This window comes from Lactobacillus sp. HMSC08B12 (genome assembly GCF_001808415.1).
GTDB lineage: Bacteria > Bacillota > Bacilli > Lactobacillales > Lactobacillaceae > Lactobacillus > Lactobacillus delbrueckii.
Genome location: NZ_KV793172.1, coordinates 1 through 25,189 on the forward strand (window position 1 = coordinate 1; position 25,189 = coordinate 25,189).

The 25,189-nt window shown below is 50.4% G+C and carries 29 protein-coding genes and 1 pseudogene; 21 read left to right on the forward strand and 9 right to left on the reverse strand.

Annotation, left to right across the window (positions count from 1 at the left end; translation table 11 throughout):
* Positions 1–141: 141 nt before the first annotated feature.
* Positions 142–231, forward strand: a pseudogene (locus tag HMPREF3168_RS10165) (IS30 family transposase); the annotation flags it as partial.
* Between the two features lie 53 nt (positions 232–284).
* Here HMPREF3168_RS10165 and HMPREF3168_RS05915 read toward each other — a convergent pair.
* Positions 285–752 (reverse strand): Dps family protein, encoded by a 468-nt coding sequence (locus HMPREF3168_RS05915; RefSeq protein WP_003616334.1) that lies wholly within the window; start codon positions 750–752, stop codon positions 285–287.
* A 636-nt stretch (positions 753–1,388) separates the two neighbouring features.
* Between HMPREF3168_RS05915 and HMPREF3168_RS09845 the strand changes: the two genes are divergently transcribed.
* The 4 genes from HMPREF3168_RS09845 to HMPREF3168_RS05930 are packed head-to-tail and all read left to right on the forward strand — an operon-like array spanning position 1,389 to position 3,449.
* Entirely contained in the window at positions 1,389–1,619 is a 231-nt protein-coding gene (locus HMPREF3168_RS09845; protein WP_083289595.1) for a hypothetical protein, read from the forward strand.
* Positions 1,613–2,317: a tyrosine-type recombinase/integrase gene (locus HMPREF3168_RS05920; protein WP_080730894.1), complete on the forward strand. Its 705-nt coding sequence runs from the start codon at positions 1,613–1,615 to the stop codon at positions 2,315–2,317. The genes HMPREF3168_RS09845 and HMPREF3168_RS05920 overlap by 7 nt, the downstream gene beginning before the upstream one ends.
* 21 nt (positions 2,318–2,338) lie before the next feature.
* On the forward strand, positions 2,339–3,124 hold the full coding sequence (locus HMPREF3168_RS05925; RefSeq protein ID WP_070489071.1) for a ParA family protein: 786 nt from the start codon (positions 2,339–2,341) through the stop codon (positions 3,122–3,124).
* Entirely contained in the window at positions 3,117–3,449 is a 333-nt protein-coding gene (locus HMPREF3168_RS05930; RefSeq protein WP_003616329.1) for a hypothetical protein, read from the forward strand. The genes HMPREF3168_RS05925 and HMPREF3168_RS05930 overlap by 8 nt, the downstream gene beginning before the upstream one ends.
* A gap of 325 nt (positions 3,450–3,774) precedes the next feature.
* Here HMPREF3168_RS05930 and HMPREF3168_RS05940 read toward each other — a convergent pair whose 3' ends face one another.
* On the reverse strand, positions 3,775–5,109 hold the full coding sequence (locus HMPREF3168_RS05940; RefSeq protein ID WP_003616326.1) for a dihydrolipoyl dehydrogenase family protein: 1,335 nt from the start codon (positions 5,107–5,109) through the stop codon (positions 3,775–3,777).
* A 1,257-nt stretch (positions 5,110–6,366) separates the two neighbouring features.
* On the reverse strand, positions 6,367–6,873 hold the full coding sequence (locus HMPREF3168_RS05945; RefSeq protein ID WP_003616324.1) for a DUF1836 domain-containing protein: 507 nt from the start codon (positions 6,871–6,873) through the stop codon (positions 6,367–6,369).
* Between the two features lie 165 nt (positions 6,874–7,038).
* Here HMPREF3168_RS05945 and HMPREF3168_RS05950 point away from each other — a divergent pair, with 165 nt between their 5' ends.
* Positions 7,039–7,872, forward strand: coding sequence for a DegV family protein (locus HMPREF3168_RS05950; protein ID WP_003614450.1), 834 nt, complete (start codon positions 7,039–7,041; stop codon positions 7,870–7,872).
* Here the strand turns inward: HMPREF3168_RS05950 and HMPREF3168_RS09860 are convergent.
* A complete protein-coding gene (locus tag HMPREF3168_RS09860; protein WP_083289596.1) occupies positions 7,819–8,163 on the reverse strand; it encodes a hypothetical protein in 345 nt (114 codons plus the stop codon). The genes HMPREF3168_RS05950 and HMPREF3168_RS09860 overlap by 54 nt on opposite strands.
* On the opposite strand from HMPREF3168_RS09860, the gene HMPREF3168_RS05955 reads away from it, so the two are divergent.
* From HMPREF3168_RS05955 to HMPREF3168_RS05965, 3 genes are all read left to right on the forward strand, one after another.
* On the forward strand, positions 8,135–8,710 hold the full coding sequence (locus tag HMPREF3168_RS05955; protein ID WP_070489139.1) for an SGNH/GDSL hydrolase family protein: 576 nt from the start codon (positions 8,135–8,137) through the stop codon (positions 8,708–8,710). The genes HMPREF3168_RS09860 and HMPREF3168_RS05955 overlap by 29 nt on opposite strands.
* 3 nt (positions 8,711–8,713) lie before the next feature.
* Positions 8,714–9,367, forward strand: a complete 654-nt coding sequence (locus tag HMPREF3168_RS05960; protein WP_003616319.1) for a histidine phosphatase family protein — start codon at positions 8,714–8,716, stop codon at positions 9,365–9,367.
* Positions 9,368–9,442: 75 nt separating this feature from the next.
* On the forward strand, positions 9,443–10,264 hold the full coding sequence (locus HMPREF3168_RS05965) for a hypothetical protein (RefSeq protein ID WP_070489078.1): 822 nt from the start codon (positions 9,443–9,445) through the stop codon (positions 10,262–10,264).
* A gap of 91 nt (positions 10,265–10,355) precedes the next feature.
* On the opposite strand, the gene HMPREF3168_RS05970 is transcribed toward HMPREF3168_RS05965, so the two are convergent.
* Positions 10,356–10,907, reverse strand: a complete 552-nt coding sequence (locus tag HMPREF3168_RS05970) for a biotin transporter BioY (protein ID WP_070489081.1) — start codon at positions 10,905–10,907, stop codon at positions 10,356–10,358.
* A 397-nt stretch (positions 10,908–11,304) separates the two neighbouring features.
* Between HMPREF3168_RS05970 and HMPREF3168_RS05975 the strand changes: the two genes are divergently transcribed.
* From HMPREF3168_RS05975 to HMPREF3168_RS06020, 10 genes are all read left to right on the forward strand, one after another.
* A complete protein-coding gene (locus HMPREF3168_RS05975) occupies positions 11,305–12,018 on the forward strand; it encodes a YjjG family noncanonical pyrimidine nucleotidase (RefSeq protein ID WP_070489084.1) in 714 nt (237 codons plus the stop codon).
* A 49-nt stretch (positions 12,019–12,067) separates the two neighbouring features.
* On the forward strand, positions 12,068–12,226 hold the full coding sequence (locus HMPREF3168_RS05980; RefSeq protein WP_070489088.1) for a haloacid dehalogenase: 159 nt from the start codon (positions 12,068–12,070) through the stop codon (positions 12,224–12,226).
* A 57-nt stretch (positions 12,227–12,283) separates the two neighbouring features.
* On the forward strand, positions 12,284–13,111 hold the full coding sequence (locus HMPREF3168_RS05985) for an exodeoxyribonuclease III (RefSeq protein ID WP_025895623.1): 828 nt from the start codon (positions 12,284–12,286) through the stop codon (positions 13,109–13,111).
* A gap of 79 nt (positions 13,112–13,190) precedes the next feature.
* Positions 13,191–13,730 carry a cyclophilin-like fold protein gene (locus HMPREF3168_RS05990; protein WP_070489091.1) on the forward strand — a complete coding sequence of 180 codons (540 nt, stop codon included), beginning with the start codon at positions 13,191–13,193 and terminating at the stop codon, positions 13,728–13,730.
* Between the two features lie 187 nt (positions 13,731–13,917).
* Positions 13,918–14,826: an L-lactate dehydrogenase gene (locus HMPREF3168_RS05995; protein WP_002879651.1), complete on the forward strand. Its 909-nt coding sequence runs from the start codon at positions 13,918–13,920 to the stop codon at positions 14,824–14,826.
* A gap of 118 nt (positions 14,827–14,944) precedes the next feature.
* Positions 14,945–15,802, forward strand: coding sequence for an aldo/keto reductase (locus HMPREF3168_RS06000; protein WP_070489094.1), 858 nt, complete (start codon positions 14,945–14,947; stop codon positions 15,800–15,802).
* A gap of 297 nt (positions 15,803–16,099) precedes the next feature.
* A complete protein-coding gene (gene nrdJ, locus HMPREF3168_RS06005) occupies positions 16,100–18,319 on the forward strand; it encodes a ribonucleoside-triphosphate reductase, adenosylcobalamin-dependent (RefSeq protein WP_070489097.1) in 2,220 nt (739 codons plus the stop codon).
* 65 nt (positions 18,320–18,384) lie between these two features.
* A complete protein-coding gene (locus HMPREF3168_RS06010; RefSeq protein ID WP_003612479.1) occupies positions 18,385–18,834 on the forward strand; it encodes a DUF4430 domain-containing protein in 450 nt (149 codons plus the stop codon).
* Position 18,835: 1 nt separating this feature from the next.
* Positions 18,836–19,384: an ECF transporter S component gene (locus HMPREF3168_RS06015; RefSeq protein ID WP_003612403.1), complete on the forward strand. Its 549-nt coding sequence runs from the start codon at positions 18,836–18,838 to the stop codon at positions 19,382–19,384.
* Positions 19,377–19,940 carry a cob(I)yrinic acid a,c-diamide adenosyltransferase gene (locus HMPREF3168_RS06020; RefSeq protein WP_002879589.1) on the forward strand — a complete coding sequence of 188 codons (564 nt, stop codon included), beginning with the start codon at positions 19,377–19,379 and terminating at the stop codon, positions 19,938–19,940. Before HMPREF3168_RS06015 ends, HMPREF3168_RS06020 begins: the two co-directional genes overlap by 8 nt.
* 257 nt (positions 19,941–20,197) lie before the next feature.
* Here the strand turns inward: HMPREF3168_RS06020 and HMPREF3168_RS06025 are convergent, their stop codons facing one another.
* Together HMPREF3168_RS06025 and HMPREF3168_RS06030 are read right to left on the reverse strand one after the other, a co-directional pair.
* Complete coding sequence (locus HMPREF3168_RS06025; protein ID WP_070489100.1) at positions 20,198–21,199, reverse strand: D-2-hydroxyacid dehydrogenase; 1,002 nt, start codon at positions 21,197–21,199, stop codon at positions 20,198–20,200.
* 290 nt (positions 21,200–21,489) lie between these two features.
* Complete coding sequence (locus HMPREF3168_RS06030; RefSeq protein WP_002879587.1) at positions 21,490–22,887, reverse strand: FAD-binding oxidoreductase; 1,398 nt, start codon at positions 22,885–22,887, stop codon at positions 21,490–21,492.
* Positions 22,888–23,076: 189 nt separating this feature from the next.
* Between HMPREF3168_RS06030 and HMPREF3168_RS06035 the strand changes: the two genes are divergently transcribed.
* The gene (locus tag HMPREF3168_RS06035) at positions 23,077–23,508 is read left to right on the forward strand and encodes a peptide deformylase (RefSeq protein WP_070489103.1); all 432 of its coding nucleotides are present in this window, start codon (positions 23,077–23,079) and stop codon (positions 23,506–23,508) included.
* A gap of 43 nt (positions 23,509–23,551) precedes the next feature.
* On the opposite strand, the gene HMPREF3168_RS06040 is transcribed toward HMPREF3168_RS06035, so the two are convergent.
* Entirely contained in the window at positions 23,552–24,355 is an 804-nt protein-coding gene (locus HMPREF3168_RS06040; RefSeq protein WP_246825690.1) for a MetQ/NlpA family ABC transporter substrate-binding protein, read from the reverse strand.
* Between HMPREF3168_RS06040 and HMPREF3168_RS10715 the strand changes: the two genes are divergently transcribed.
* Positions 24,275–24,448: a hypothetical protein gene (locus tag HMPREF3168_RS10715; protein WP_230470966.1), complete on the forward strand. Its 174-nt coding sequence runs from the start codon at positions 24,275–24,277 to the stop codon at positions 24,446–24,448. The two genes, HMPREF3168_RS06040 and HMPREF3168_RS10715, sit on opposite strands and share 81 nt — an antisense overlap.
* 10 nt (positions 24,449–24,458) lie before the next feature.
* On the opposite strand, the gene HMPREF3168_RS06045 is transcribed toward HMPREF3168_RS10715, so the two are convergent.
* Complete coding sequence (locus HMPREF3168_RS06045; protein WP_002879583.1) at positions 24,459–24,938, reverse strand: S-ribosylhomocysteine lyase; 480 nt, start codon at positions 24,936–24,938, stop codon at positions 24,459–24,461.
* Positions 24,939–25,189 lie beyond the last annotated feature (251 nt).

A 25,189-nucleotide genomic window follows, 5' to 3' on the forward strand; every position in this document is an offset into this window, starting at 1 on the left:
ATTTTTCTTACTGGATCGGAACAGTGTTCAATTTGATTTTACAATCGACGAAATTTTTTTATCGTTCTGTACTCGGACAAAAAAGATCAGCTTCCTTTAAAATGGTGTTTACCACAAACCCATCTTTTAGGAGCTGATCTTTTGTCTAGTATAACCTATTCCGAACGAATTAAAATCGAAACCTTTTGTGAACTAGGGCTGTCCAATATTCAAATGGGCGTTCGGATTAATTTTACAATCTACCATAAGCCTACCCATAAGCCTACCGATTTTTTAATATTATTTTATTCATCAATTTCCGGCGCCGACCCAAGCTCTGCCTGAATCATCCAGATTTTCTTCTCAATTGCGGTTTTGAGACCAATGAAAATATCTTGGGTACTGAAGTCTTTTTCAACATCGGATACTTCAATGCCGTATTGGTAAAGGTCTTCCAAGTAACGATAGCCATCAACTAAGTGTGCGAGGCGTTCTGGGGTTGTTTTGTCCCATTCACCAGGCCAGTCTTGAATCTTAGTGTTTTCGGCCATTTCTTTTAAGGTCGAGTAAGGATTGCCATCAAGCGCAATCAGCCGTTCAGAAATGACATCGAGTTGGCTATCAATTTCTTCCATGAACTTATCCATCAAGGGGTGCAACTTCAAAAAGTTGGGTCCACGCATGTACCAATGCGTCTGATGGATAATCATTGACATCTGGCTCAAATCGGCAACGAGTTGATTTAATACTGCTTTAGTTTTCGTATATTTCATTAGATTGATCTCCTTTTGATATGGTTATTATAACACAAAACCGAAGAAAATGTCAGAGGCGCACTTATACGTCATCAAAGATTACGCTGTGCTAAACCCATTAAAACCTGTATCAGATTTCGCTTTGCTCAAACAAAACTGACTTGCGTCAGTTGGAATCTTCAAAGCCAATAAAGTCCGAAAGAGTTGGCGACTGGACTTTATTGGCTTTAAATGCCCCTAATTTGCTCTCTAAGCCATTTTAGCTGTTAACCGTATAATTTTACTGTCCGTCAACGGTAAATCGACGTAGAACGGCTTTAAGGAGTTGATGGACTCACTAGGCCAAGACACTTTTGCGCATGTAAAGAAAAGCACACCTGCTTTTTTTGTCTGCCTCACGGCGAGTGCGGGGTGAGTTTGAGCGGGAGCTCCCGCTCATTTATGGGGTCAAGCTGACACAGCTTGCGGGTTTGGGCAGTGCCCACGGTTTTATTCGTGTGGGATAGAAATTTGAAAATCAGGGGGAGCAGATCCCGAACTAATTGAAAAAAGTTCTAATTCCATAAACACATAGGCGGAAAAGGTGCTATAATAGCTGTAAAGAGTCAATATATGATTATATGATTAGTAATCATAGTTAAGAGGGGTGCAAAAATGACCAATGACATCACGTTTGCCCAAACCTTAGACGGGGCAACCCTTGATAGCTTTTTACTGTATCTTGAAGACATGCCGAACACGGCTAAGACCTATAAAAGCTGTATCAAGCGCTTTAAGCTGTGGCTTAAAGACCAACCGGACGCCCAGCAACCGACAACGAACACTGTTAGACGCTATAAAGAGGATCTGACCATAAACCTAATACAGTGCACCTTTACATGGTAGCGATCAAGCAATGGTTTAAATGGCTTGAGAGCATCGGCAAATATCCCAACATTGCCCAGTACGTCAAGTCGGGCAAGGTCAACCGTAAGAGCCCTAAAAGCTATTTTGAGGCGGCTCAGGTCAAAGAGATACTAGACCAGATCGACCAGACCACACAGGCCGGGAAGCGGGATTATGCGCTGTTAGTTTTGCTCTTTACCTGTGGCTTACGGACGATTGAGGCATCCCGGGCTAAGGTCAAGGATATAACCATTTTAGGGGCATCCCGGGTGCTTTTAGTGCAAGGCAAGGGGAAGGCCGATGCGAGCGACTATGTACCGTTGCCGGATCACGTTTACACTGTCTTGACCGACTATTTAACCACCCGTGGCATCGATGCAAAGGATATCCCAGCATGCACAGAGCCGCTTTTTACAAGCACTAGCAACCGTTCAAAGGGTCAGACCCTCAGTACCCGATCCATTAGCAAGATCTGTAAGACTAGATTTATCAAAGCCGGGTTTAATGACCCAAAATGGACGGCACACAGCACGAGACACACAGCCGGGATCTTGTCCTTAGAGCTGGGGCACAGCCAAAGAGATACCCAACTAATGCTCAGACATGCGAGCGGCGACACGACAAACATTTACTTGCACCAGATTGGCAAGCTGGGCAACTCAGCAACGGCCGATATTAGCAAGGCAATATTTGATTAGTCTTTATATAAGGTGTCTAAAATGGCAAAAATAGTAACTGTAACCACTCAAAAAGGCGGGGCGGGTAAAACTACCCTTGCCCTGTTACTAGCGACAGGCGAGGCTCTAAGAGGCGAGAGGGTGCTACTAGTGGATCTTGACCAGCAAGGGGATGCATCTTATAGTTTGGTCAGCGATTACGATCCCAGCAAAACGAGCTATGAGTTATTGACCAGCGAGAGCGTGCAAGTCCCGGCTGTGGCTACACCCGTTAGTGGATACTTGAATCTTGATCTAGTCCCGGCATCCCTCACTTTAGAGCGTGTCGAGGTAGAGCTAGCGGGCGTGCTAGATGCTCAGTTTATCTTGTCTGACAAGCTAGAGGCGGTCAAAGATGATTATGATTTGATAGTCATTGACACCCCGCCAAGCTTAAACGTCATTGTCAGCAATGCATTGACGGCGGCGGATAAGCTCATCATCCCCGTGCAGGCGGACATTTACAGCTTTAAAGGCATGGCAACCCTTGCCCAGCGTGTCAAGGCAATACAGCGGCGCTCTAATCCCCGCCTTTCAATCTGTGGCATTGTGCTAAACAGATATAACCCCCGCACTAACCTAAGCAAGGCGATCACAGAGGCTTTAAATGAGGTAGCAGAGCAATTTTATACTAAGGTTTATCGATCTACCCTAAGGGATGCAACGGCCGTGAGAGAGGCGCAAAACGCCAAACAGAGCCTGTTTGAGTATGCTGCCAAAGGGGCAAAGGTAACCGAGGATGCAAAAGCACTATTAAACGAGATTGAAGAGGATTTAAAGAATGGCTAACAAGATTAAGGTAGATGCTCAGGACGTAATGCAAAAGACCGCACAGGCGGCCGAAATGGCCGAGGAAAAGCCACAGGCGGTTAAGGTGGTAAGACCCCGGGCAAAAAGGAAAAAGCCCGCTGAGGTCAAAAGCGAGCATATAAACATGGTAATCAGTAAGGAAACACGTGCTAAGCTTGAGGCGTACAAAGCGATCACGGGCAAGACCACAACCGAACTCTTTCAAGAATATTTAGACAAGCTGTGGGTAACAGATCGGGACGTTACGGATAGCGAGCTCTTTCGTGACCTGTATATTAACAACATGAAGAAATACGGTTTATAGAAAGCGTAGTAAAGTAACAATGGTTAAGAGTGATTTGCCAGAAAAAGAATTAAGGGCAATCGATGCGGCGCTTGACCGAGACAATGCAACGCTTGACCGCCTTGTTACTGACCCGGACGAAAACGCTAGAATCTGGGTAGCAAAGGCCGCTAGACCGCAAGACCTTGACCGATTAGTTACTGACCCATCCCCGCTAGTGAGGGCACAGGCACGGCGGAACTAAGTAACAAAGGTAACGACATAAAAAGAGGCTGACCAGTAATGGTCAACCTTTTTCTTTTGCACTAAAGCCAAGCAAGCAGCCCCCTGTGGCTTTATTTCGAAATTACCGAATCTTATGCCATGCCGCTGCACCCTCAGCCGGGAAAATGTGCGCCATTTGCCACATCTGATCGCGACTCAGATGGTAGACAATCGCCGGCAATAACGTGTTGATCGCATCTTCGGCCTGAGCACTGTACTCCGTGGCGCCGACAAGATGATGTTCCTGATCGAACACCAAAAGGCTATCACCCACCGTTTCCTGATCGGTTTGATGATACCAGTCATCCGGAATGTGGTTGTGCACGACTTTGTTAGTATCATCCTTGACCGCTTCCGGTGCCACACCTACTTTGGCAATTCTTGGCGAGGTGTAAACCGTTGACGGAATCGCTGGATAATCAATCGGCGCAGTTGTTTGGCCGCTCAGTAACTTGTAAAGGTAATAGGACTCAAACGTGGCTGTTGGCGTCAATTTGGGTTGTAGCTTGTCTAAAACATCGCCCGATGCATAAATATTGGCCACATTGGTTCGCAGATAGTCGTCCACAAGAATCCCGTGCTGGTTAAACTTGACACCGATGTTTTCTAATCCCAGTTGCTCAACATTCGGGATTCGGCCGGTTGCGTCCAGCACCCAATCGACAACTAACTGTTCCTTGTCACCATAATGAATCACAATGCCATCAGTGGTCTTCTCAAGCGCCGTCACCGCCGCGTTCGGCGTGAATTGAATGCCCCGTTTCGTCATGTCGGCCATCACATCTTCGACAAACGGCTGGTGGAATTCCCGCAAAGCACGATCATGATGCATCAACACATGGACATCGGCGCCTGCCGCATTGGCAATCGTCGCAAATTCCATACTGATATAGCCAGATCCCAAAATACCGATTCGCTTCGGCAAGACGTCCAAGTCCATGAAGGCCCGACTGTCATGGGCTAAATCGGTCCCTGGAACATCGATGCGATGCGGGCGCTGGCCGGTCGCAATGACAATTTTGTCAGCGGTATAAGTCTTTTCACCCACAACAACCGTGTGAGCGTCCTGAAATTTTCCATAGCCATGGATGATCGTCACGCCGTTTTGGGTTAATCCCGTACCGATAGCATTCGGTAACGGCTTAATCACGGCTTGTTTATGGGCCACTAATGCCGACCAGTTGATCTTGATATTGCCAGACACAACACCCTGCATCCGTTCTGCCAACCGCTGCAAAACCACCGGCGTATCAAGCGTGATTTTCGCGTTACACCCATAATTCGGGCAGGTGCCGCCGATCATGTCACCTTCAACCACCGCAACTTTTTTTCCCGAAGCTGCCAATGGGCCGGCCCCGTCAAACGCGCCATGCCCACTACCTAAGTACAAGACATCAAAATCATATGGATTCTTCAAAACATCGACCTCCTTATACACTGTCTACTAACAATGAAGAAGTTAAGCATAACAGATGGCATACAAATTAGCCACGGACAATGCTTAGAGGCAGAAAGATTTTTTGCAAAAGAATCCGCTTAATAGCAAAAAAATTCCGGTAAGGGCGATTGTTTTGGCAATCACTTACCGGAACTCATTAATGCGCATTTGCGGAACTAAAGATCGCGGCTCACTTGCGGCTTTTTAATCTGAAACCGCACCGACAATTTGCTGCAAGGTATTCAGCAAGGCACTGCCGTCTGCACTTTCGGCGCCCGTTTAATTCCAAGAACGCTCATTGTCAGTGTTCTGTTCTTCGGGGTGTTTGGCCGCATATTCTCTAGCCGCTTGTTTATTCCACCAAATGCCTAATAAGTTCTGCATGGTGCCATACAAGTCTGTGGCTTTATCTCAGAGCCCCCAGCAAGGGGAGCGGGCGACAGGCTATAGCACGCTTTAAATTCGTTTTTCGAACCGGACAAAACCAGACATTTTCGCAATCCCCCGGGCGGGCTTTATATGATTGCTCAGTATATGATAGGTCAGCATATAATCACTCTAATTCATTAAATTAGAGTTATCGGAATTAGAAACAGTGAGGGGATGCACTCTAAAGGACAACTAACCACAGGATCTAGTTTAAGTGTAAATAAATGGCCGTGTCAGCATCGAAACACCTATGAACGCCTGTGAACGGTTATGAACGAAAGAGGGAAATGGAGGTTGCTAGTGATTGCTAGTTGCAAATCATTTAATGACACTTTATATAGTTAGTCATCATAGTTAACACAAGCTAAACGTGACAGATAATCCGTCACAGGGAATGACTTATCAATCATTTTAGCCGTGCTTTCCTTATTATGTTGGTATTGTTGCTGGTTTCATATTATGGTATAGTAAGTATGAGTTAACCGGAACTGTGGATAAGTCAAATGACACTAACCACAAGATAGGCGAACTCAGTCCAAACAAAAAAAGCCGTTACTGTTTGGCGACAGTAAACGGCGAACAATCAACGCAAATAAAAAGCTCTGAGTTATTGGCGTAACTCACAGCGGGCATAGCTATTAGCTTGAGACACTCTATAGCTACCCTTATTCTAACAAAATGACGAAAAAAAGCAACATTTGAAGTGTTTTTGCAAATTACAGCCGTTATTTTCATAGTGGAATAGGTAACTAAAAGAGACGAATCAAGGTAAGACTAGCTATGTACGGCTAGTCTTTTTCTACTTTTTTACTCTTCTTCTTGGCCGGTAAACTGGGCAAAGTACTTGTCCAGGTAGACCTTGTAGCTGACGGTCATGATGACGTTGCGGAGCATGGTTTTGTATTCGCCATGCTCGTGGCCGACGTCGGTCAGCTCGCCTTTAAAGCCGAAGACGTAGGCCAGAACGTTTTCCAGTTCATCAACCATGTAGTTGTAGGCCGTCTCAGTGTCGTAGCTGGACCGTTGCAGCTTCAGGGCCTCGCACAGGTCAGCCAGGGAGAGGACGTTTTTGGACACGGCGATAAAGGCCAGCTCAGCGATCTGCTGGCGGCTGTAGAGCTTCTTTTTAGGTGAGGCGATCAGGTCATGCTTGACATAGTTGCTGACCATGGAACTGGTCAGGTGGACGTTTTCCAAGGGGGCCAGGGCCTCATTGATATAAGTCGCGGTCTGCTCCAGGTACAGGCCCATCTGGGGCAGTTCCTGGTAACGGGGCAGGTGCAGGCCGGCCAGGGAACGGGCAATTTTTTCCATAAAAACCTCCTGTCAGCTGATACAAAAAATAAAGACAAAACAAAATTCGATCATCCACATTATAGCAAAGCAGCTTAGCGGTTTTCAAAAAACTTGACACGAGGACTTTCCTGCTATAGACTTAAGCAAGAGTTTTTAAGAAACCGATGACGAGGATTATGAAATATGCCAATTAAGATAGTAACTGATTCCGGAGCTAACATGACAGCGGGCAACTTGGGGAGCTGCCAGTTGGAAGTAGCGGCCTTGAGCCTGATTCAAGGGGATAAGACCTGGCTGGACGACGCCAGCTTTGACCAGGCGGAATTCAATCAAAGAGCCAAGGACGGGATCGCGGCGTCTTCATCCTGCCCCAGTATTTCAGCCTGGCTGGACGCTTACGCCGGGGGCAGCGAGATCTATGTCGTGACCATCTCATCGGTCTTGTCCGGCAGCTACAATTCAGCCGTGCAGGCGGCAAAGATTTACCAGGAAGAATACCCGGATGCCTTGATTCACGTTTTTGACAGTAAAAGCGCGGGTCCGGCCCAGTTTTTGGCGGCGGAGAAGATCGCGGAACTGAAGGAAAAGGGGATGCAGTTCCCGGACCTGGTGGAAGCAGTGAGCGACTACCTGGAAAACCATGTCCGCATCTTTTTTGCCTTAAAGTCGATGACCAATCTGGCCAACAATGGCCGGGTCAGCCCGGCGGTGGCCAAGATCGCCGGACTTTTGAAAATCTGGGTCTATGGCTGGGCAGAGGAAGGCGAAATCAAGCCCCTGGGCAAGGCCAGAGGGGAGAAGAAGACCTTGGCAGCCCTGCTGAGAACTTTGGAAGAGAAGGGCTACAGGGGCGGCCGGGTCAAGATCGACCACGCTGACAACTTCGACAGCGCGGCTGAGCTCCACGACTTGATCAGGAAAAAGCGTCCAGAGGCCAGGGTTGACCTGGGCACCTGCCGCGCCCTATGCAGCTTCTACGCTGAAGCGGGCGGGCTGATGATTGGAGTAGAAATTTAGCATGTAAAAAATCAGCACCCGGTCCGGGTGCTGATTTTTTACTTCTCGTCTTCTCGTCTCCATCTGGTAGTAAGGCTTGATCCAGAGCTTATCCAGGGCCTCCTGGAAGTGAGTCAGGACATAGTCGCGATTGACGTACTTTTCCCGGACGCTTTCGTCAAAAACGTGATACAGTTGAGTTAAGTCATCACCGGTGTACTGGAGGGCCTCCCTCGCCTTGTCGATGGCAGACTTGATGCTTTCCTGGCATAGAAAGGTAAAAATGCGAATTTTATTACTTGGTGACAGCATCTTTGCCCGCAAGGAAGGGCTGGATCAGCCTAGAATCAACTGGACCTTGAAAGAGAAAAAGCCTGACCTGGAAATCGACAATACGGCGGTGTCTGGCATCAATTCCGGCGCCCTTTTAGCCCTGTTAGGAGACCTGGCCTTAAAGCGGCCCCGGGCTGACCAGCTTTTCTTAATGGTCGGAGTCAATGACGCGGCCAGCCATAAGCAAGTGCCACTAGACCAGTACCGGAAGAACCTCCAGGCTATTGTCTCCGCCCTGGTCTGCTTTTATCCGGGGACCAAAACCGTCCTGGTCTCCGGGCCGGCGGTGGATGAAGCTAAGCAGCGGGGGCGGACCAACGCAAAACTGGCAAAGTATACTAAAGTAATGGAGGAAGTCGCGGCTGAATACCAGGTTGCCTATGCCGACTTTTTCACGGCCATGCTGAAGGAGGGAAACCTGAAAGCCCTGTGCCGGGGAGAACTTGACGACGGCCTTCATTTTGGCCCGCGCGGTTATCAATTGCTGGCAGCGGAAATGATGAAGCAGCTGCCCAAGGAAGGGTAAACAATGAAGAAGATCTATGTGGTTCGCCATGGCCGGACCTATTTGAACAAGTACCAGCGCCTGCAGGGCTGGTCTGACGCTCCTTTGACTGAAGAAGGGATCGAGGGTGCCCACCGGATGGGGAAGGCCTTGAAGGACCAGCATTTTGACTTGGTGGCCTCCAGCGACTTGAAGCGGGCGGCTGACACCCGGAAGATCATCGTTTCGGAAAATGACAACTGGGAGTCAACCGAGATGACCCAGACCGCTGACTTGCGGGAGCTATTTTTTGGCTACTACGAGGCCTTCCATGATACGGAAGGAGTAGCGGCAGCCTTCAAGTCCACCAAGTACCCCCGCCTGGTCGACGCGGTCAAGGACGGCTACACTTGGCAGGAAATCGGGGACTTATTCCACGCGGCTGACCCGGAGGGGGATGCTGAAAGCGGGAGCGAGTTTGAAAGCCGCCTGAAGCGGGGGATCGACTACCTGGTCAACCATGATGAGTCAGAGCGGATCCTTTTGGTTGGCCATGCCTGCGTCATCCATTGCCTGGCCTGCATCTACGGTGGCAAGCACCTCAGAACCGACTTGCCTAAGCACAACGAGATGACGGTCTTGAATGTCGATGATAACGGCCAGGTCAGCCTGGAAGAATTTGGCCGGCCGATGTACTGATTTTTGCCCTGCTGGTCTATAATAGCTTGTAGGGAGAAGTAGGGAAAGATCTATCGAAAATGGTAGGTGAGACAGATGATTAGTAAAGAAAACAAGTTGTTGATCCGGCGCTATCTTTACGCCATGATCAACATGTACGGTATTATTCCGCTGAGACACGCGTACCATATTTTCAGCCACCAGAACCCATTGCTCAACATTGACGAGGACGACTTCTGGGAATTCACCATGTTGGACCAGAGCGACCAGGACTACAATGTGGCCGGTGAAAGGGAACTGCTGGTGGAAGAGCGGTGCGAAGATGAGGATGAGGAATTCTACCTTTACGGCGACTGGGTCTTGATGGACCTGCCGCAAGATTTCAAGCGGATCAAAAAGCTCCAGCACAACCGCCTCTATTACGTGCCGGAGAAGGATGAATTTTTGCGCCGGGAAAACGAATGGTATTATGAACGGACCACGGCGACGGAAGAGTACCGCCAGTATCTGAAAGACAGCAATCCAGGCCTCAGCGACGACCGGCTGGAAGAAGCCTTCTTTGAGGCGCTGACCCAGCTGCACTCGGTCAGCTACGGCAAGACGGTGGAAGAGACCATAAACGCCGTGCCCCGTTCCCTGCGCCTGATCGGCTTCACTGTAACGGACGAGCAGGAAGATGAACTGCGGGACTTGCTCAGACGGATGCTGGACGGAACCCGGCAGGAGGCTTTGCGGGGAAAAATGTACAAGTACCACAAGCTGCCGACCACTTTGGAAATCATCGAGACGGAAGGCTTGACTCCGGAAAACATCTCCCGGATCCACAGCGGGAAGATCGACGCCATGGAACTGGTGCCCCAGATCGAGCTCAAGCAGCCCGACCTGGCCCAGCAATTGCTTACGATTTACCAGCAGTAAGGCCAAAACAAGGCAAAATTGAACAAAGTAAAAGGCGAAACTCTAAGAAGGGCTTCGCCTTTTCTTTTATCTGTACCTGCTTTCTTCCAGCTTATTTTTGGTAGCCGCGGCTGACCTTGCCGGCGTAAGTGGTAAAAATCTCTCGCAGGCGCGGGGCTAGGGCAATGACCAGGGCCAGTTTGGCTAAGCTTGTTGGCAAAAAAGGCCAGATAGCAGCGTTAGCCGCGGCTGTAAAAGGCAAATGACTGATCCAGGCTAGCCAGGCCGCACCCATTAGCAGCTGCAAAAAGAGGGCAATCCCGGCCGTCAGTGTCAAATACAGCCGCTTTCCTTTAGCCAGGCCCGTGATCAGGGCCAGGGGCAAGAAAGCCCAGAGAAAGCCTCCGTTAGGCCCGAAAAGGACGGCGATGCCGCCACTGGCGCCGCTGAAGACGGGGAGACCGGCGGCCCCTAAGAGCAGGTAGAGGGCGACGGCGCCGGTTCCCAGCTGCCAGCCAAAGGCAGCCGCGATTAGGGGGATTACCAGGGTCTGCAGGGTAAAAGGGACCCCGCCCGGCAAGGGGACCGCCAACTGGCTGCCGACAATGATCAAGGCCGTGGATAAGGCCAAAAGACAGAGCTGAAAAGTATTTTTTCTGGACATTTTTCTCCTCCAATCCAGCAAAACTATTGCTTACTTGATTAATATAGTTTTTCTGGGGCTTTTTGTCAATAAGGTATTTTATCAAGTACATGTATAGCGATTGCTGGAGGGAAAAGTAGCAAAGATAAAGGTTAGGTAAAAAGATGCAAAAATATGGGGAAAAGCAGGTCTAGTGGCTAAGCGCCGGGGATGCTACTAGATATGCACAACTTCCACAGGAGTTATCCACAATATATCGTAGTTGCTTGCCGGAGTAAGGCCCAAGATGTGGAAAAGAAGAAAATGGGGGTAAGATAAACTGAAAGTAATTTTTTGCACTGTTTTAGCTTTTTGTCTATAATGGAAACTTAATACGCCTAATAGAAACAAGCAATGTAACGGAAAATAAGGAGGCCACATGCGCTATCAGCAAATTATCCTGGACGTTGACGACACCTTGCTCGACACTGAAGCAACGGTCCACGACTCCCTGGTTCAGCTCTTCAAATCCCATGGCTGGGAGATCAGTGACGAATTTGAAAAAGAATTCCACGCCTACAACCAGGGGCTCTGGCGGCGGCTAGAAAAGGGTGAGCTGACCTTGAACCAGCTCTACGCGATCATGTTCCCGGACATTATCAAAAAATACTGCGGGGTCGAAGTCGACGGGATGGAGACGGCTGACGAATTCCACAGCTACTTCCACACCGGCCACAAGCTCCTGCCCGGGGTCAAGGACACCCTCCGCTATGCTAAAAGACTGGGCTACAGCCTGGCGGTTTTGAGCAACGGGGAGCAATTTGGCCAGGAGCACCGGCTGGAATTAGCCGGGATAAGACACTACTTTGACCTGGTTGTGACCAGCCAGGAAGCCGGGGTGCAGAAGCCAAACGCGGAAATTTTTGACTACTTTTTCGCCAGAAACGGCTACGGCCCCAACCAAACCGTCTTCTTCGGCGATGGCCTGTCCTCTGACATCATGGGAGCGGAAAACTACGGCTTTGCCAGCATCTGGTTCAACCACCGCCACCGGCAGAAGACCCTGCCAGTCCACCCCCTCTTTGAGGTGGACAACTATGCCCAGTTCCAGCGGATCTTGAAAAAAGACTTCGCCCCGACCGCTCTGCGTTAGTTTCCGCTATACTTAAAGCAAAGAGACTATTAAGAAGGATTTGGGGAAAATGGAAAATTACTTTTTTGATTTCGACGGCACGATCTGCGAATCGCGCCACATCTGCGCGACCTGTGCCTGCACTTGGGGCGCCTTTGACCCGGCCAGCCTGAAGAAGGAAAAGGCTGACTACACGGTCGACTATCCCCTGGAAATTTTGGCGATCTAGAAAAAAGCAAAGAGTAAAAACGACAGAGAGTAAAGAAAAACAGAAAGTGAAGATAAAATGCGACTGATTTCTTGGAACATTGACTCATTGAACGCGGCCTTGACGGGGACTTCCCCGCGGGCGGAAATGACCCGGGGGGTCTTGAAAAACTTGCATGACCTGGATCCAGATGTCCTGGCCCTGCAGGAAACCAAGCTGCCGGCCAGCGGGCCAAGCAAAAAGCATCAGGCGGCTCTGGCTGACCTTTTTCCGGAATACGATTTCGTTTGGCGGTCCAGCATGGAGCCAGCCCGGAAGGGTTACGCGGGCACGATGTTTTTGTATAAGAAGGGCCTGGATCCAGTAGTGACCCGGCCGGAAATCGGGGCCCCGGAGCCGATGGACTTTGAAGGGCGGATTTTGACTCTGGAATTCCCGGACTTTTACGTGACCCAGGTCTACACGCCAAATGCCGGCAACGGTCTGGTCCGCTTGGGTGACCGGCAGGAATGGGACAAGTGCTACCGGGCCTACCTGGAAGAATTGGACAAGAAGAAGCCAGTCCTGGCCAGCGGGGACTTCAACGCCGCCTACCAGGAAATCGACTTGAAGCACCCGGAAAACAACCACCATTCCGCCGGCTTTACGGATGAAGAAAGAGCGGGCTTTGGCCAGCTTTTGGCGGCGGGCTTCACGGATACCTTCCGCCAGATCCACGGCCAGGTGGAGGGCGTCTACTCCTGGTGGGCCCAGCGGGTGCGGACGGCCAAGGCCAATAATTCCGGCTGGAGAATCGACTACTGGCTGGTTTCCAACCGCCTGGCTGACCAGGTGGAGAAGTCGGAAATGATCGAGACTGGAGAAAGAGCGGATCATTGTCCAATTTTATTGGAAATTAAGCTGTGATTCGGTTACAATTAGAAGTTAGAGGTTGAAGAAACAAAGAAGTTTTAGTTAATTTTTAGTGTATGAGGCGTATGTGTATATGAAGAGATTAGAAAAAGGGGTCATCAGCTTGATCCTGGTCATTTTTGCCGGCACGGTGATTATGGCCGTCTCGAGCGGTGGCCAGAAAGCAGAAAGCAGTTCAGACGCCTTCGATACTTCAGAGTACCGGAAGGCAGTCAAGTCAACCGACAACCACCACTTCAAGAACATGAAGGTGGAATTGTCCGGCAAGAAGAGCAAGATTACTGGCATCCTGCCCAAGACGCCGACTTCTGTCAGCCTGCTCAAGCAGTGGGAGAGCAAGAAGGTTGACCTGGATTTTACGGCCAGCAAGAAGGACAGCGTGCTGATCAGCAAGCAGACAGTTAAGCTGCCGACCCCTAAGGGGCAGGAATTGACTCATGCCACGGTTGGTGAAATCGGCTATGACCCGGACAGCGACAAGGTCTTGATTTTTGCCAGTGACAAGAACTACAGCCGGGGGTTCTATCCTTTAGGTAATTTGAAGCGGAACGAACCGAGCCCGGCTAGTTTAAGTGCCGACCAGGATCCGCTGGAATTCAGTTTTAAAGATTAAGCAGAAGGACTTTCGCTTTAAGCGGCAGTCCTTTTTTCTTTCTTGTTACTTTTGCCTTGTTTTCTGAATTTTTAACCGGCTTGAAACTTTTTTAATTAAGTAAGGCTTGCACTTTGGACAAAATTGTTTTATTGTTTATTATGAGAAAACGATTGATGACATATTAAAAAATAAGGAGGAATCTTTAATGAGAAAAGTAGCAGTGATCGGCATGGGCCACGTTGGGGCCACGGCGGCCTTTATTCTTTTTACCCACGGGGTAGCGGACGAATTGGTCTTGTTGGACAAGAATGAGACCAAGTGCCGGGCTGAATGGGGCGACTTGCGCGACACCCTGGGCAGAAACGACTTCTACGTCAATGTCAAGTGGGGCGACTGGAAAGAGCTGGCGGACGCTGACTTGATCATCACCGCTTTTGGTGACGTGGCGGCCTCAATCACGACAGGTGACCGGTTCGCGGAATTCCCGATCAACACCAAGAATGCGGTTGAAGTTGGCCAGAAGATCAAGGACAGCGGCTTCAAGGGCGTCATCATCAACATCTCCAACCCTTGTGACGTGGTAACCTCCATCTTGCAAAAGGTGACAGGCCTGCCAAAGAGCCAGGTCTTCGGGACCGGGACCTTCCTGGACACTTCCAGAATGCAGCGGGTTGTCGGGGAAAAGCTGGGCCAGGACCCGAGAAACGTGTCCGGCTTCAACCTGGGCGAGCACGGGTCCAGCCAGTTCACGGCCTGGTCAACTGTTTGGGTCAACAACCGGCCAGCCAAGGACCTCTTCAATGAAGCAGAGAAAGAAGAAATGGACCGCTTGAGCAAGGACAATGCCTTCATGGTCGGCAAGGGCAAGGGCTACACCTGCTACGCTGTCGCTACCTGCGCGGTCCGTTTGGCCAGAGCCGTCTTCTCTGACGCCAAGTTCTACGGCCCGACCAGCTGCTACGTTGAATCTCTGGGGACCTACATCGGCTACCCGTCAATCGTTGGCAAGCATGGGGTAGAAGAAGTGCCAGTTCTGGACTTGCCAGCTGACGAACAAGCCAAGCTGGAAGCTTCCGCTAAGAAGCTGAAGGACAGCCTGGCCAGCTTGGAATAATTAAAACGATTCTGACAAGTCAAAAGAATTTTAGCGTAAGAAAATCCTCCCGGGCGGGAGGATTTTTGTTATAATGAGCCTAATTACAAAAAGTAAGGAAAATGACAGGAGGCAAAAAATGACTTTGCACGGTTTGGAAGATACTTACGAATTAGCCAATGGGGTCAAGATCCCGGTAATCGGTTTCGGGACCTGGCAGACGCCAGACGGCGACGTAGCCCAAGAAGCAGCTGAGACAGCCTTGAATGCCGGCTACCGGCACATCGACACGGCCGCAGCTTATGGCAATGAAGCCAGCGTGGGCCGGGCCATCAAGCGCAGCGGTGTCAAGCGGAGCGACTTGTTCGTGACCAGCAAGCTTTGGAACGGGTCCCACAGCTATGAAGGGGCCAAGACGGCTATTGACGACAGCCTGCTCAAGCTGGACACGGACTACCTGGACCTGTACTTGATTCACTGGCCAAATCCAGTTGCCATCCGGGACCACTGGGCAGAAGGCAACGCGGAAGCCTGGCGGGCCATGGAAGAAGCCGTTCAAGCTGGCAAGATCCGGGCAATCGGGGTCTCCAACTTCCGCCGCCACCACCTGGAAGCCCTCTTAAAAACGGCAGAAATCAAGCCTGTGGTCAACCAGATCTGCCTTAACCCAAATGACTTGCAAGCGGAAGTAACGGCCGCTAACAAGGAATACGGCCTTTTGAGCGAGGCTTACAGTCCTTTGGGCACGGGCGGTCTTTTGGGCAATGAGACCATCAAGGCAGTTGGGGCCAAGTACGGCAAGTCCAGCGCCCAGGTTTTGATCCGCTGGTCCCTGCAGCATAACTTTTTACCACTACCGAAGTCAGTTCACCCGGACTACATCAAGGCCAACGCTGAGGTCTTTGACTTTGCGCTTACTGCAGATGACATGGCCAAGCTGGATGGCCTGCAAGGGATCGGCCAGCCAGTCCTGGATCCGGACCAAGCCGAATTTTAAAGACAAAAGCAAAAAGAAGTAAAAATTTTTATAAGAAAGACTATATAATATGCCGAAAAACGAATTGGTGGTTATATAGTCTTTTTGTATATATCCGGAAAAGCCGAACGAAAATTGCTAAAAATTTTTTCAAAAAAATTTGACAGCGGGTGAAGGCTTACGGGGCTTGAATTGAGCCGACATACAGTTTCTCGTGTTCGCCTAGTTACACAACACTACATCTTGTGTTTCACAGGAAGAGTGCTAATATATGGAGTGCTTAAAAAATAATGAGACAAGCAGAAAGGACCTGAGAAGATGAGTGAAGAAATATCTCTCTCGGTGGAATTTATCGACCGGGTGAAAGCGAGTGTAAAACCTCACTGGGGCAAGCTGGGCTGGGTCACCTACAAGCGGACCTACGCCCGCTGGCTGCCGGAAAAGGGACGGAGTGAAAACTGGGATGAAACCGTCAAGCGGGTGGTTGAAGGCAACATCAACCTGGATCCCCGCCTTCAAGACTCCCCAAGTCTGGAACTGAAGCAGAGCTTGACTGAAGAAGCAGAGCGGCTCTACAAGCTGATCTACGGCCTGGGCGCGACGCCATCTGGCCGGAACTTGTGGATTTCCGGGACTGACTACCAGAGACGGACCGGGGATTCCTTGAACAATTGCTGGTTTGTGGCCATCCGTCCGCAAAAGTATGGGGACAGCAAGATCGTGCCCAGCTACCTTGGCAAGCAGGAAAAGGCCGTTTCCATGCCTTTCTCCTTCCTCTTTGACGAACTGATGAAGGGGGGCGGGGTTGGCTTCTCAGTTACCAGATCCAACATCAGCCAGATTCCCCGGGTCGACTTTGCTATCGACCTGCAGCTGGTGGTCGATGAGACCAGTGAATCCTACGACGCTTCCGTCAAGGTCGGGGCCGTCGGCAAGAATGAATTAGTTCAAGATGCTGACAGCATCTACTACCGCCTGCCGGATACCCGGGAGGGCTGGGTTTTGGCCAATGCCCTCTTGATTGACCTCCACTTTGCCCAGACCAACCCAGACCGTAAGCAAAAGCTGATCCTGGACTTGTCCGACATCCGTCCTTACGGGGCAGAAATCCATGGCTTCGGCGGCACGGCTTCCGGCCCAATGCCCTTGATTTCCATGCTGCTGGACGTTAACGAAGTCTTGAATAATAAGGCTGGTGGCCGCCTTACGGCTGTCGATGTTGCCGACATCTGCAACTTGATCGGCAAGGCAGTCGTGGCCGGCAATGTCCGCCGTTCAGCGGAACTGGCCCTGGGCTCAAATGATGACCAGGACTTCATTTCCATGAAGCAGGACCAAGAGAAGCTGATGCACCACCGCTGGGCATCCAACAACAGCGTGGCGGTTGATTCAGCCTTCAGCGGCTACCAGCCGATCGCTGCCGGGATCCGGGAAAACGGGGAGCCAGGGATCGTGAACCTGGACCTGTCCAAGAACTATGGCCGGATTGTTGATGGCTACCAGGCTGGAATTGACGGGGACGTGGAAGGGACCAACCCTTGCGGGGAGATCTCCCTGGCCAACGGGGAACCTTGCAACCTCTTTGAAGTCTTCCCGCTGATCGCGGAAGAACAGGGCTGGGATTTGCAGGAAGTTTTTGCCTTAGCGGCCCGCTACACCAAGCGGGTAACCTTCAGTCCTTATGACTGGGAAATTTCCCGGGAAATAATTCAAAAGAACCGCCGGATCGGGATCTCCATGTCCGGGATCCAGGACTGGCTTTTGACCAGACTGGGCAATCGGGTGGTTACCGGCTTCAAGGATGACTTTGACCCGGAAACCCATGAAGCTATCAAGGTGCCAGTCTACGACAAGCGGGCCATTAAGATGGTTGACCAGCTTTACAAGGCCGTGGTTAAGGCTGACCAGGCCTACAGTAAGACTTTGGGCTGCAATGAATCAATCAAGCACACCACGGTCAAGCCATCAGGCACGGTGGCCAAGTTGGCCGGTGCCAGTGAAGGCATGCACTTCCACTACGGGGCTTACTTGATCCAGCGGATCCGTTTCCAGGATTCTGACCCGCTTTTGCCAGCCTTGAAGGCCTGCGGCTACCGGACGGAAGCCGACATCTACACGGAAAACACGACCTGCGTGGAATTCCCGATCAAGGCGGTAGGGGCGGACAACCCTAACTTTGCCTCAGCTGGCACGGTTTCAATCGCGGAACAGTTTGCCACCCAGGCCTTCTTGCAGACTTATTGGTCGGACAACGCGGTTTCCTGCACGATTACTTTCCAGGATTCCGAAGGTGACCAGGTTGAATCCTTGCTCCGCCAGTACCGATTTATCACCAAGTCAACCTCGCTTCTGCCATACTTTGGCGGTTCCCTGCAGCAAGCGCCAAAGGAACCGATCGATAAGGAGACTTACGAAAAGCGCAGCCAGGAAATTACCGGCAACGTGGAAGAAGTCTTCAGCCAGCTGAACAGCGACGTCAAGGACCTGGAACTGGTCGACCAGACCGACTGTGAAGGCGGCGCCTGCCCAATTAAGTAAGGCAGGCAAAATAGCGATAAAAGACATAAGAAAAAAACTAAAATAAAAAACGGGAGAAACAAAAGATGAAAAAGAAGATTTTAGCAGTCGTAGTTGCCTTGGCAGCCTTCGTGGGCCTTTTTGCCAGCCAGCCAGTCCAAAAGCAAAGTATTCAAGCAGCCAAAACCACTAAAACGGCTAAGAAGACTACTAAGAAGGCCAAGGCTAAGCAAATCAGCGTGACCTACACTTTGAAGGACACGACCAAGGCCAAGAATAAGCAAACCCTGGCTAAGAAGACTTTCAAGGTCAAGAAGGGGACGACTGTCTTCACTGTTTTGAAGAAGGCCTGGAAAGTCAACTATACTAAGTCTTCAAATGGTGTCTTCATTACCAAGATCAAAGGCCTGGGCAATGAAAAGAAGAAGCTCTACTGGACTTACACCGTTGACGGCAAGATGGTCAAGGTGGCAGCTGACAAGCAAAAGCTGACTAAGAACAAGTCCAAGGTTGTCTTCACTTTGAAGAAATACTAAAATGCAGACCAAGGAACGCAACCAGCTGCAAAGGCTGACCCTGCTGGCCTTGCTGACTGCAATGTGCGTGGTTTTGCGGATCTTTAAAATCATCGATATCCCCAATGTCCAGCCGGTGACCGACATCATTATGTTGACGACGCTGGAACTGGGGGCAGGGACGGGGATTCTCCTGGCCATTTTGGTCATGGTGATCTCCAATATCTTCCTGGGGTTTGGCATTTGGACCTTGCCGCAGATCTTTGCCTACGCGGCCTGCGCTTTGACCGTGGCGTTATTTGCCAGGCTTTTGCCGCTGAAAAGCCGGAAATTCTTCTGGCTGCAGGAGCTCTTGGCCGGCTTTCTGGGCCTGGAATACGGCTTCTTCGTCAGCCTGGGCATGGCTGGCTGGGGCGGCTGGGCAGCCTTCATTGCCTACTGGGTCAGTGGCCTGACCTTTGACTTGTATCATGCTGCCGGCAACCTGGCCTTTTATCCTATCCTTTATCTGCCATTAGTTTTGGGCCTGGACCGGTTTAAAAAGAAAGTAGGGTGGAAGCAAAATGCTTAAAGTCTACACTAAAGTCGGTGACCAGGGGAAAACCAAGCAGGTGACCGGCAAGATGGTCGCCAAATACGACCCGCAGATCCAGACACTGGGAGCTCTCGATGAGCTGCAGTCCTGGCTGGGGGTTACGGTGGCCAACCTTTCTCCAGCCTGCCAGGGCCTGGAAGAAAAGCTGATCAAGCTGGAGCGGGAAATGTATGAATTGCAGGCTGACCTGGTGGTCAAGCGGCATCATACGATTACCTTGGCTGAAGTGACTTACATGGAAGAGCAAATCGATGCCTGGACGGAAGAATTGCCGGAAATGAAGGAATTCATCCTGCCAGGCGGGTCAAAGACCAGCGCCAACCTCCAGTATGCCCGGGCACTGGCCCGGACCAGCGAGCGGGTCTGCGTGCTGTACGCGGACGAAAGCGGGGAGGTCAAGAGCGACAGCCTCAAGTACCTGAACCGCCTGTCAGACTATCTGTTCGTCATGGCCCGCTACGCCAACCTTTTGGAGGGCGTGGCTGATGTCAAGAGCAAGCCCGCCCGGCCGCGGCGGCGTCCAAAAAAATAAGCTAGCAAATTAAAAAGTGTTGGATGACTTTGAGAGCAAGCATCCAACACTTTTTCTTTTACAGTTACTTTCAGTATATTCTACTCCAAAAATAAGCAAACAAAAACCCGCGGGTGAGAAGGCCCCGCGGGTTTTCGTTTTAGCTTTTAATGGATAAGTTTAAAAGTATGTGTTTGTAAAGTAATGTAAGTAATTTTTAAGTAGATTGTTGTAAGAAAATCTGTAAGTTTTAAAAAAGGGATTTCTAAGCGGCTAGATTAGCCAACCTTAACTGGAGTTTCAGCTTCCTTGCCTTCAACCAATTCAAGGTTGTTGTCGAAGGCCTTAACTACCATGTTGCGAACAGCGTGAGTAGTGTAGAAAGCAGTGTGTGGAGTTACCAGAACGTTTGGACGAGCGATCAAGTCAGCTAAACGTGCGTCTGGGAATTCCTTGCCTTCCCAGTCTTCGTTGAAGACGCCAACTTCACCTTCGTAAACGTCCATTGCGTAACCGAAGATCTTGCCTGAGTCCAAACCACGGATAACCGCGTCAGTGTCAACCAATGGACCACGTGATACGTTAACGATAACTACGTCTTGCTTCATTTTAGCGATTGACTTGTCGTTGATCATGTGAACGTTAGCTGGAACGTCAGGAACGTGCAGGGAAATAACGTCAGCTTGCTTGTACAGGTCGTCAAGTGAGTCTACGTAGTAGCCCTTCTTTTCCAATTCTGGGTTGCGGAAGATGTCGTAAGCGATAACCTTAGCGCCGAAGCCTTCCATGATTTGCATGAAGACTTGACCGATGTGGCCAGTACCTACAACACCAACAACTTGGTCGCGAACTTCACGGCCGATAGTTGGTGCCCAACGCAAGTCGTGACGGGCAACCTTTTCGTCCATAGCCTTGTCTTGACGCAGGATGCGGGCAGCTTGGATAGCAGCATGTTCTGCGATGGCGTTTGGTGAGTAAACTGGAACGTTGGTGATTTGGAAGCCAAGTTCCTTAGCCTTAGCCATGTCGATGTTGTCAACACCAACGTTACGCAGGCTCATCTTAGTGATGCCGTTGTCTGCCAAAGCTTGCAGAGTTTCAGCGGTGTAGTCAAGTTGTTGGTAAACAACAACACCGTCAGCACCCTTTGCCAAAGCAGCAGTTTCTGGGGTCAAAAGCTTGTCAGTGTATTCAACTTCGACGTCCTTGTGAGCGTCTTCCCATTCCTTCAAGAATGGCTTTTCATCTTCACGAATTGCGTAAGCAAAAATTTTAGTCATTAATTGTCCCTCCGTTATTCTTGCTCTTACATTGATAATAGTAACACAAAAAGGTGAAAGATAACACTAAAAACCAGTCACGTGAACAATATAATTTGGATGAAAGCGCTAAACATCAATATGGACAAGATGATTTTTGAAGTGAAAAAAATATCTTTCACAAAGTTGAAAATGTTTTGACTGCAGCTAGTTTATAGTAACGGAGTTTTTAAGCAAAAAGCGGCATAATATCCTCTCTTACAAGAATGTTATGCCACTTTTCTTCTATGTTATTTGCTGATTGCTGCCGCTTAATCGATCTTGCGCTTTGGATTAAGCAGGTTCATTGGGTCAAACAAGCTCTTGATCTGGTGTTGGATCCAGTCAACGTCTTCACCCAATTCAACATTGTTCCACTGGTTCTTCAACATCCCTACGGCATGTTCGCCAGAGATGGTTCCACCCAGTTCCAAGGCCTTGGTAAACATTTCGTGCAAGACGATATTGACACTTTCAGGCATTTCCTTGGCATCCTTGGACCAGGTAACGGTTGGGTGCAGGTTGCCGTCGCCAGCATGTCCGGCGGTGAAGATTTCCAGTTCCGGGTACTTGTCGCTCAAAGCCTGGATCGTGTCAACCAACTCAGCCATACGTGAAGTTGGCACGGCCATGTCTTCCATAACTGCGCTGCGACCAGTGAAGATGGCTGGTAACATGTCCTGGCGGACGCTGATAATCTTGTCTTGCTCAGCTGGGTCAGTAGCCAGCTGGACGTCGGTCACATGATACTTGTCCATAATGTTCTTGACGATCTGTTTGCCTTCATCAGAAATGGAGTCGACGCGGAAAATTAAAGCTGCGCCGCGGCCGGCCATCTCCTTGTTATCACGGAATTCGCTGACTGCCTGCAGGGTGTGGGAATCCATGGCTTCTAACATGGCAGGGTAGATCCCTGACATCCGCAGATCTTTGGTGGCTTCAGCCAAAGTGTGCATATCCTTGAAGTAGGCCAAGCCCATCAAGGATTCGCCCAAAGGCAGCGGCAGCAACTTGACCGTAATTTCCACGATCGTACCCAGCGTCCCTTCTGAGCCGACAAACAATTGAGTTAAGTTGTAGCCAAAGGCTTGCTTGCTGGTTTTGCCGCCCAGGTCAAGGAGGCGACCATCAGCTAGGACGACCTTCAAGCCCAGGACGTTGTCGCGGGTTGATCCGTAGCGAACGCCACTCAAGCCGCCGGCGTTGGTCGCGACGTTGCCGCCGATGCCTGACATTTTCTTTGAAGCTGGATCTGGAGCGTAGAAGAGCCCTTGCTTTCTCGCGGCTTGGTCAAGGTCATTGTTGATGACGCCTGGCTGAACGACGGCATAGGCATCCTCAGCGTTCAATTCCAGAATCTTGTTCATCTTGGCGGTTGAAAGAATGATGGCGTGGTCAACAGCATCAGCGCCAACAACGGTGCTGGTGAAGCGGTTCTGGGAAACAACTGGCAGGTGGAAGCGGCGGGCAGCCCGCATGACTCCCTGGACGTCAGCGATTGAGCCTGCTTCGACCAGGGCTAGAGCCAGGCCGTGCTGGCCAGGCAGGTTTTGGCTATAGGATGCGGTTTGTAAGCTGTCTTTATCAGTTTTGACGATCCCATCTTTTACTTGTTCCTGCAAAAAATCAATTATTTCGTCTGTGTTGTAGGCTGAAAAATTCAATCCCATGGTAAATTCTCCTTTTAAGCAATAGTGATTTTCACGGACACGAATGAGTGTCTTGTTATTTTTTTACTAACAATTAGTAAGTGAGTTTAGTATACACTAATGCTCAGCAATTGCAAATAAATAGTTTTTGTTCCAAAATATCTTTAACCTGGTAAACTTTAGGTAAAAAGCAAAATCGAGGAAACGATAATGACAGTGCAAAAAATCATCCACGATCCTCTCAGTTTAAGCCAGCCGGCAGCTAAAGCGGCGGCCAGTGACCGGCAAGCGGCCCAGGACCTACTGGACACCCTGCTGGCCCACCGGGAAAGCATTGACGGCCTGCCGCCCGCCGCTGGCCTGGCCGCCAACATGATTGGGTTAAACAAGGCGATTATCGCGGTCAACGCCGGCTTTTTACCTATAGTTATGCTCAACCCCAAGATCGTTAAAAGATCCGGTCACTACCTGGCAGAAGAAGGCTGCCTGTCTTTGCCTGGAGAGCGGCCGGCTGACCGCTATGAAGAAATCACGGTCAAGTACCAGGACATGGATTTAAAAGAGCATGAGCAGGCCTTTACGGGCTTTGTGGCGGAAACTATCCAGCATGAGGTCGATCACTGCAAGGGCAAATTAATTTAATAAGGTAGGAAAGCAAAAAGCTGGGCCAAACGGCTCAGCTTTTTTAATCGGTCAGGTAGGAGACCGGCTTGTTGACTTCGACCTTGGTGCCGGAGTATTTCTTGGCGATCCACTTCTGGATCTGCTTGTTATGGTAGAGCTTGCCCAGCTTCTTGTAAGCGGCATTGTTCTTGTTCTTCTTGGCAGTGGCCAGGACATTGATGTTGTTCTTGGTGCTCTGGTCGATCTTTTCGTGGTAAAGAGAGTCCTTGAGCACGTTCAAGTTGCCGGCCAGGGCGATGGTGTTGCCGATGAGGACGGCGTCGACGGACTTGATGATCCGCGGGCCAGTGGTGTCATCGATCAGCTTGAACTTGAACTTCTTCGTGTTGGAAACAATGTCGTTGGTGTTGCCGCTGGCTGAGTCAAAGTTCTTCTTCAGCTTGATCAGGCCGGCGCTTTGCAAAAGCAGGAGCCCTCTGGCTTCGTTGGCGGCATTGTTGGCCAGGGCGATGGTCGCGCCTTTAGGCAGGTCGGAGAGCTTCTTGTACTTGGATGAGTAGATCCCCATTGGTTCCAGGTAGGTCGTGGCCAGGGCTACTTGCTGGCCGGTGTTGCTCTTGGACTTGTTGTAGGCTTCCAGGTAGGCCCAGGAAGCGAAGGCACTGACGTTGATGCTGCCATCGGAGGTTGCCCGCAGGAGGCTTGGCCCGTCGGTAAAAGCCTTCACCTTGATCTTAAGGCCCAGCTTTTTGGCCTGGCTGCTCTTGGCGATGTGCTGCCAGACTTGGACATCGGGGCCGATAGAGCCGACAGTGACGGTAGTCGTCTGGCTCTTGGCCGTTTGCCGGGAAGAAGTCAGGCGCAGGGCGAAGAAGGCGGCAATGATGACGACGAGGGCGATGGCGGCGGCGATGAGCCGTTGCTGCTTTTTCTTTCTTCTTATGATTTTTGCTCCTAAAAGTTAAAAACTAGTCTTCAACCACGTGGCGGTCAAATGGGTCGTCGCTGATGCCCTTCTTCAAGATGTCGTTGCACCATTCCTGGGCGCTGAAGAGGGAGTGGTCGCGGTAGTTGCCGCAGCTTTCGATGGTGGTACCAGGCACGTCTTCCCAAGTGATGTCGTCTCTGATGGCCTTGAGGGAGTCGCGCAGGGCCTTGGCTACTTCAGTGGTGCTGTGCTCACCCCAGGTAATCAAGTGGAAACCAGTCCGGCAGCCGAATGGGGAGCAGTCGATGACGCCGTCTAAGCGGTCGCGCAGGAGGCTGGCCAGGAGGTGTTCAATGGTGTGCAGGCCGCCAGTTGGGATGGCGTTTTCGTTAGGCTGCACCAGGCGGAGGTCGAAGTTGGAGATCTTGTCGCCCTTAGGGCCTTCTTCAACGGTGATCAGGCGGACGTAAGGTGCCTTAACTTTAGTGTGGTCCAATTCAAAACTTTCTACTTTAGCCATGATGATAATCTCCTTATTTCTAAAAATACTGCTTAACTAAATTACTTGAAAAAACGTGACAGAAAAAGCCCCTGAATGAAAGTGCTTTCGCTCAGGGACGTATTAGCGTGTTACCACCCATCTTCACGGCCAAAAGAGGCCGCCTTTAAGTACGCTCCGCCTGGGCGGAGTTATACTCGGGCGCGGTATCGGGCGCCTCCCGCGGGAAGCTTGCTGGAGCTCGCCTCCCGTATGACTCAAAGAACATGTTC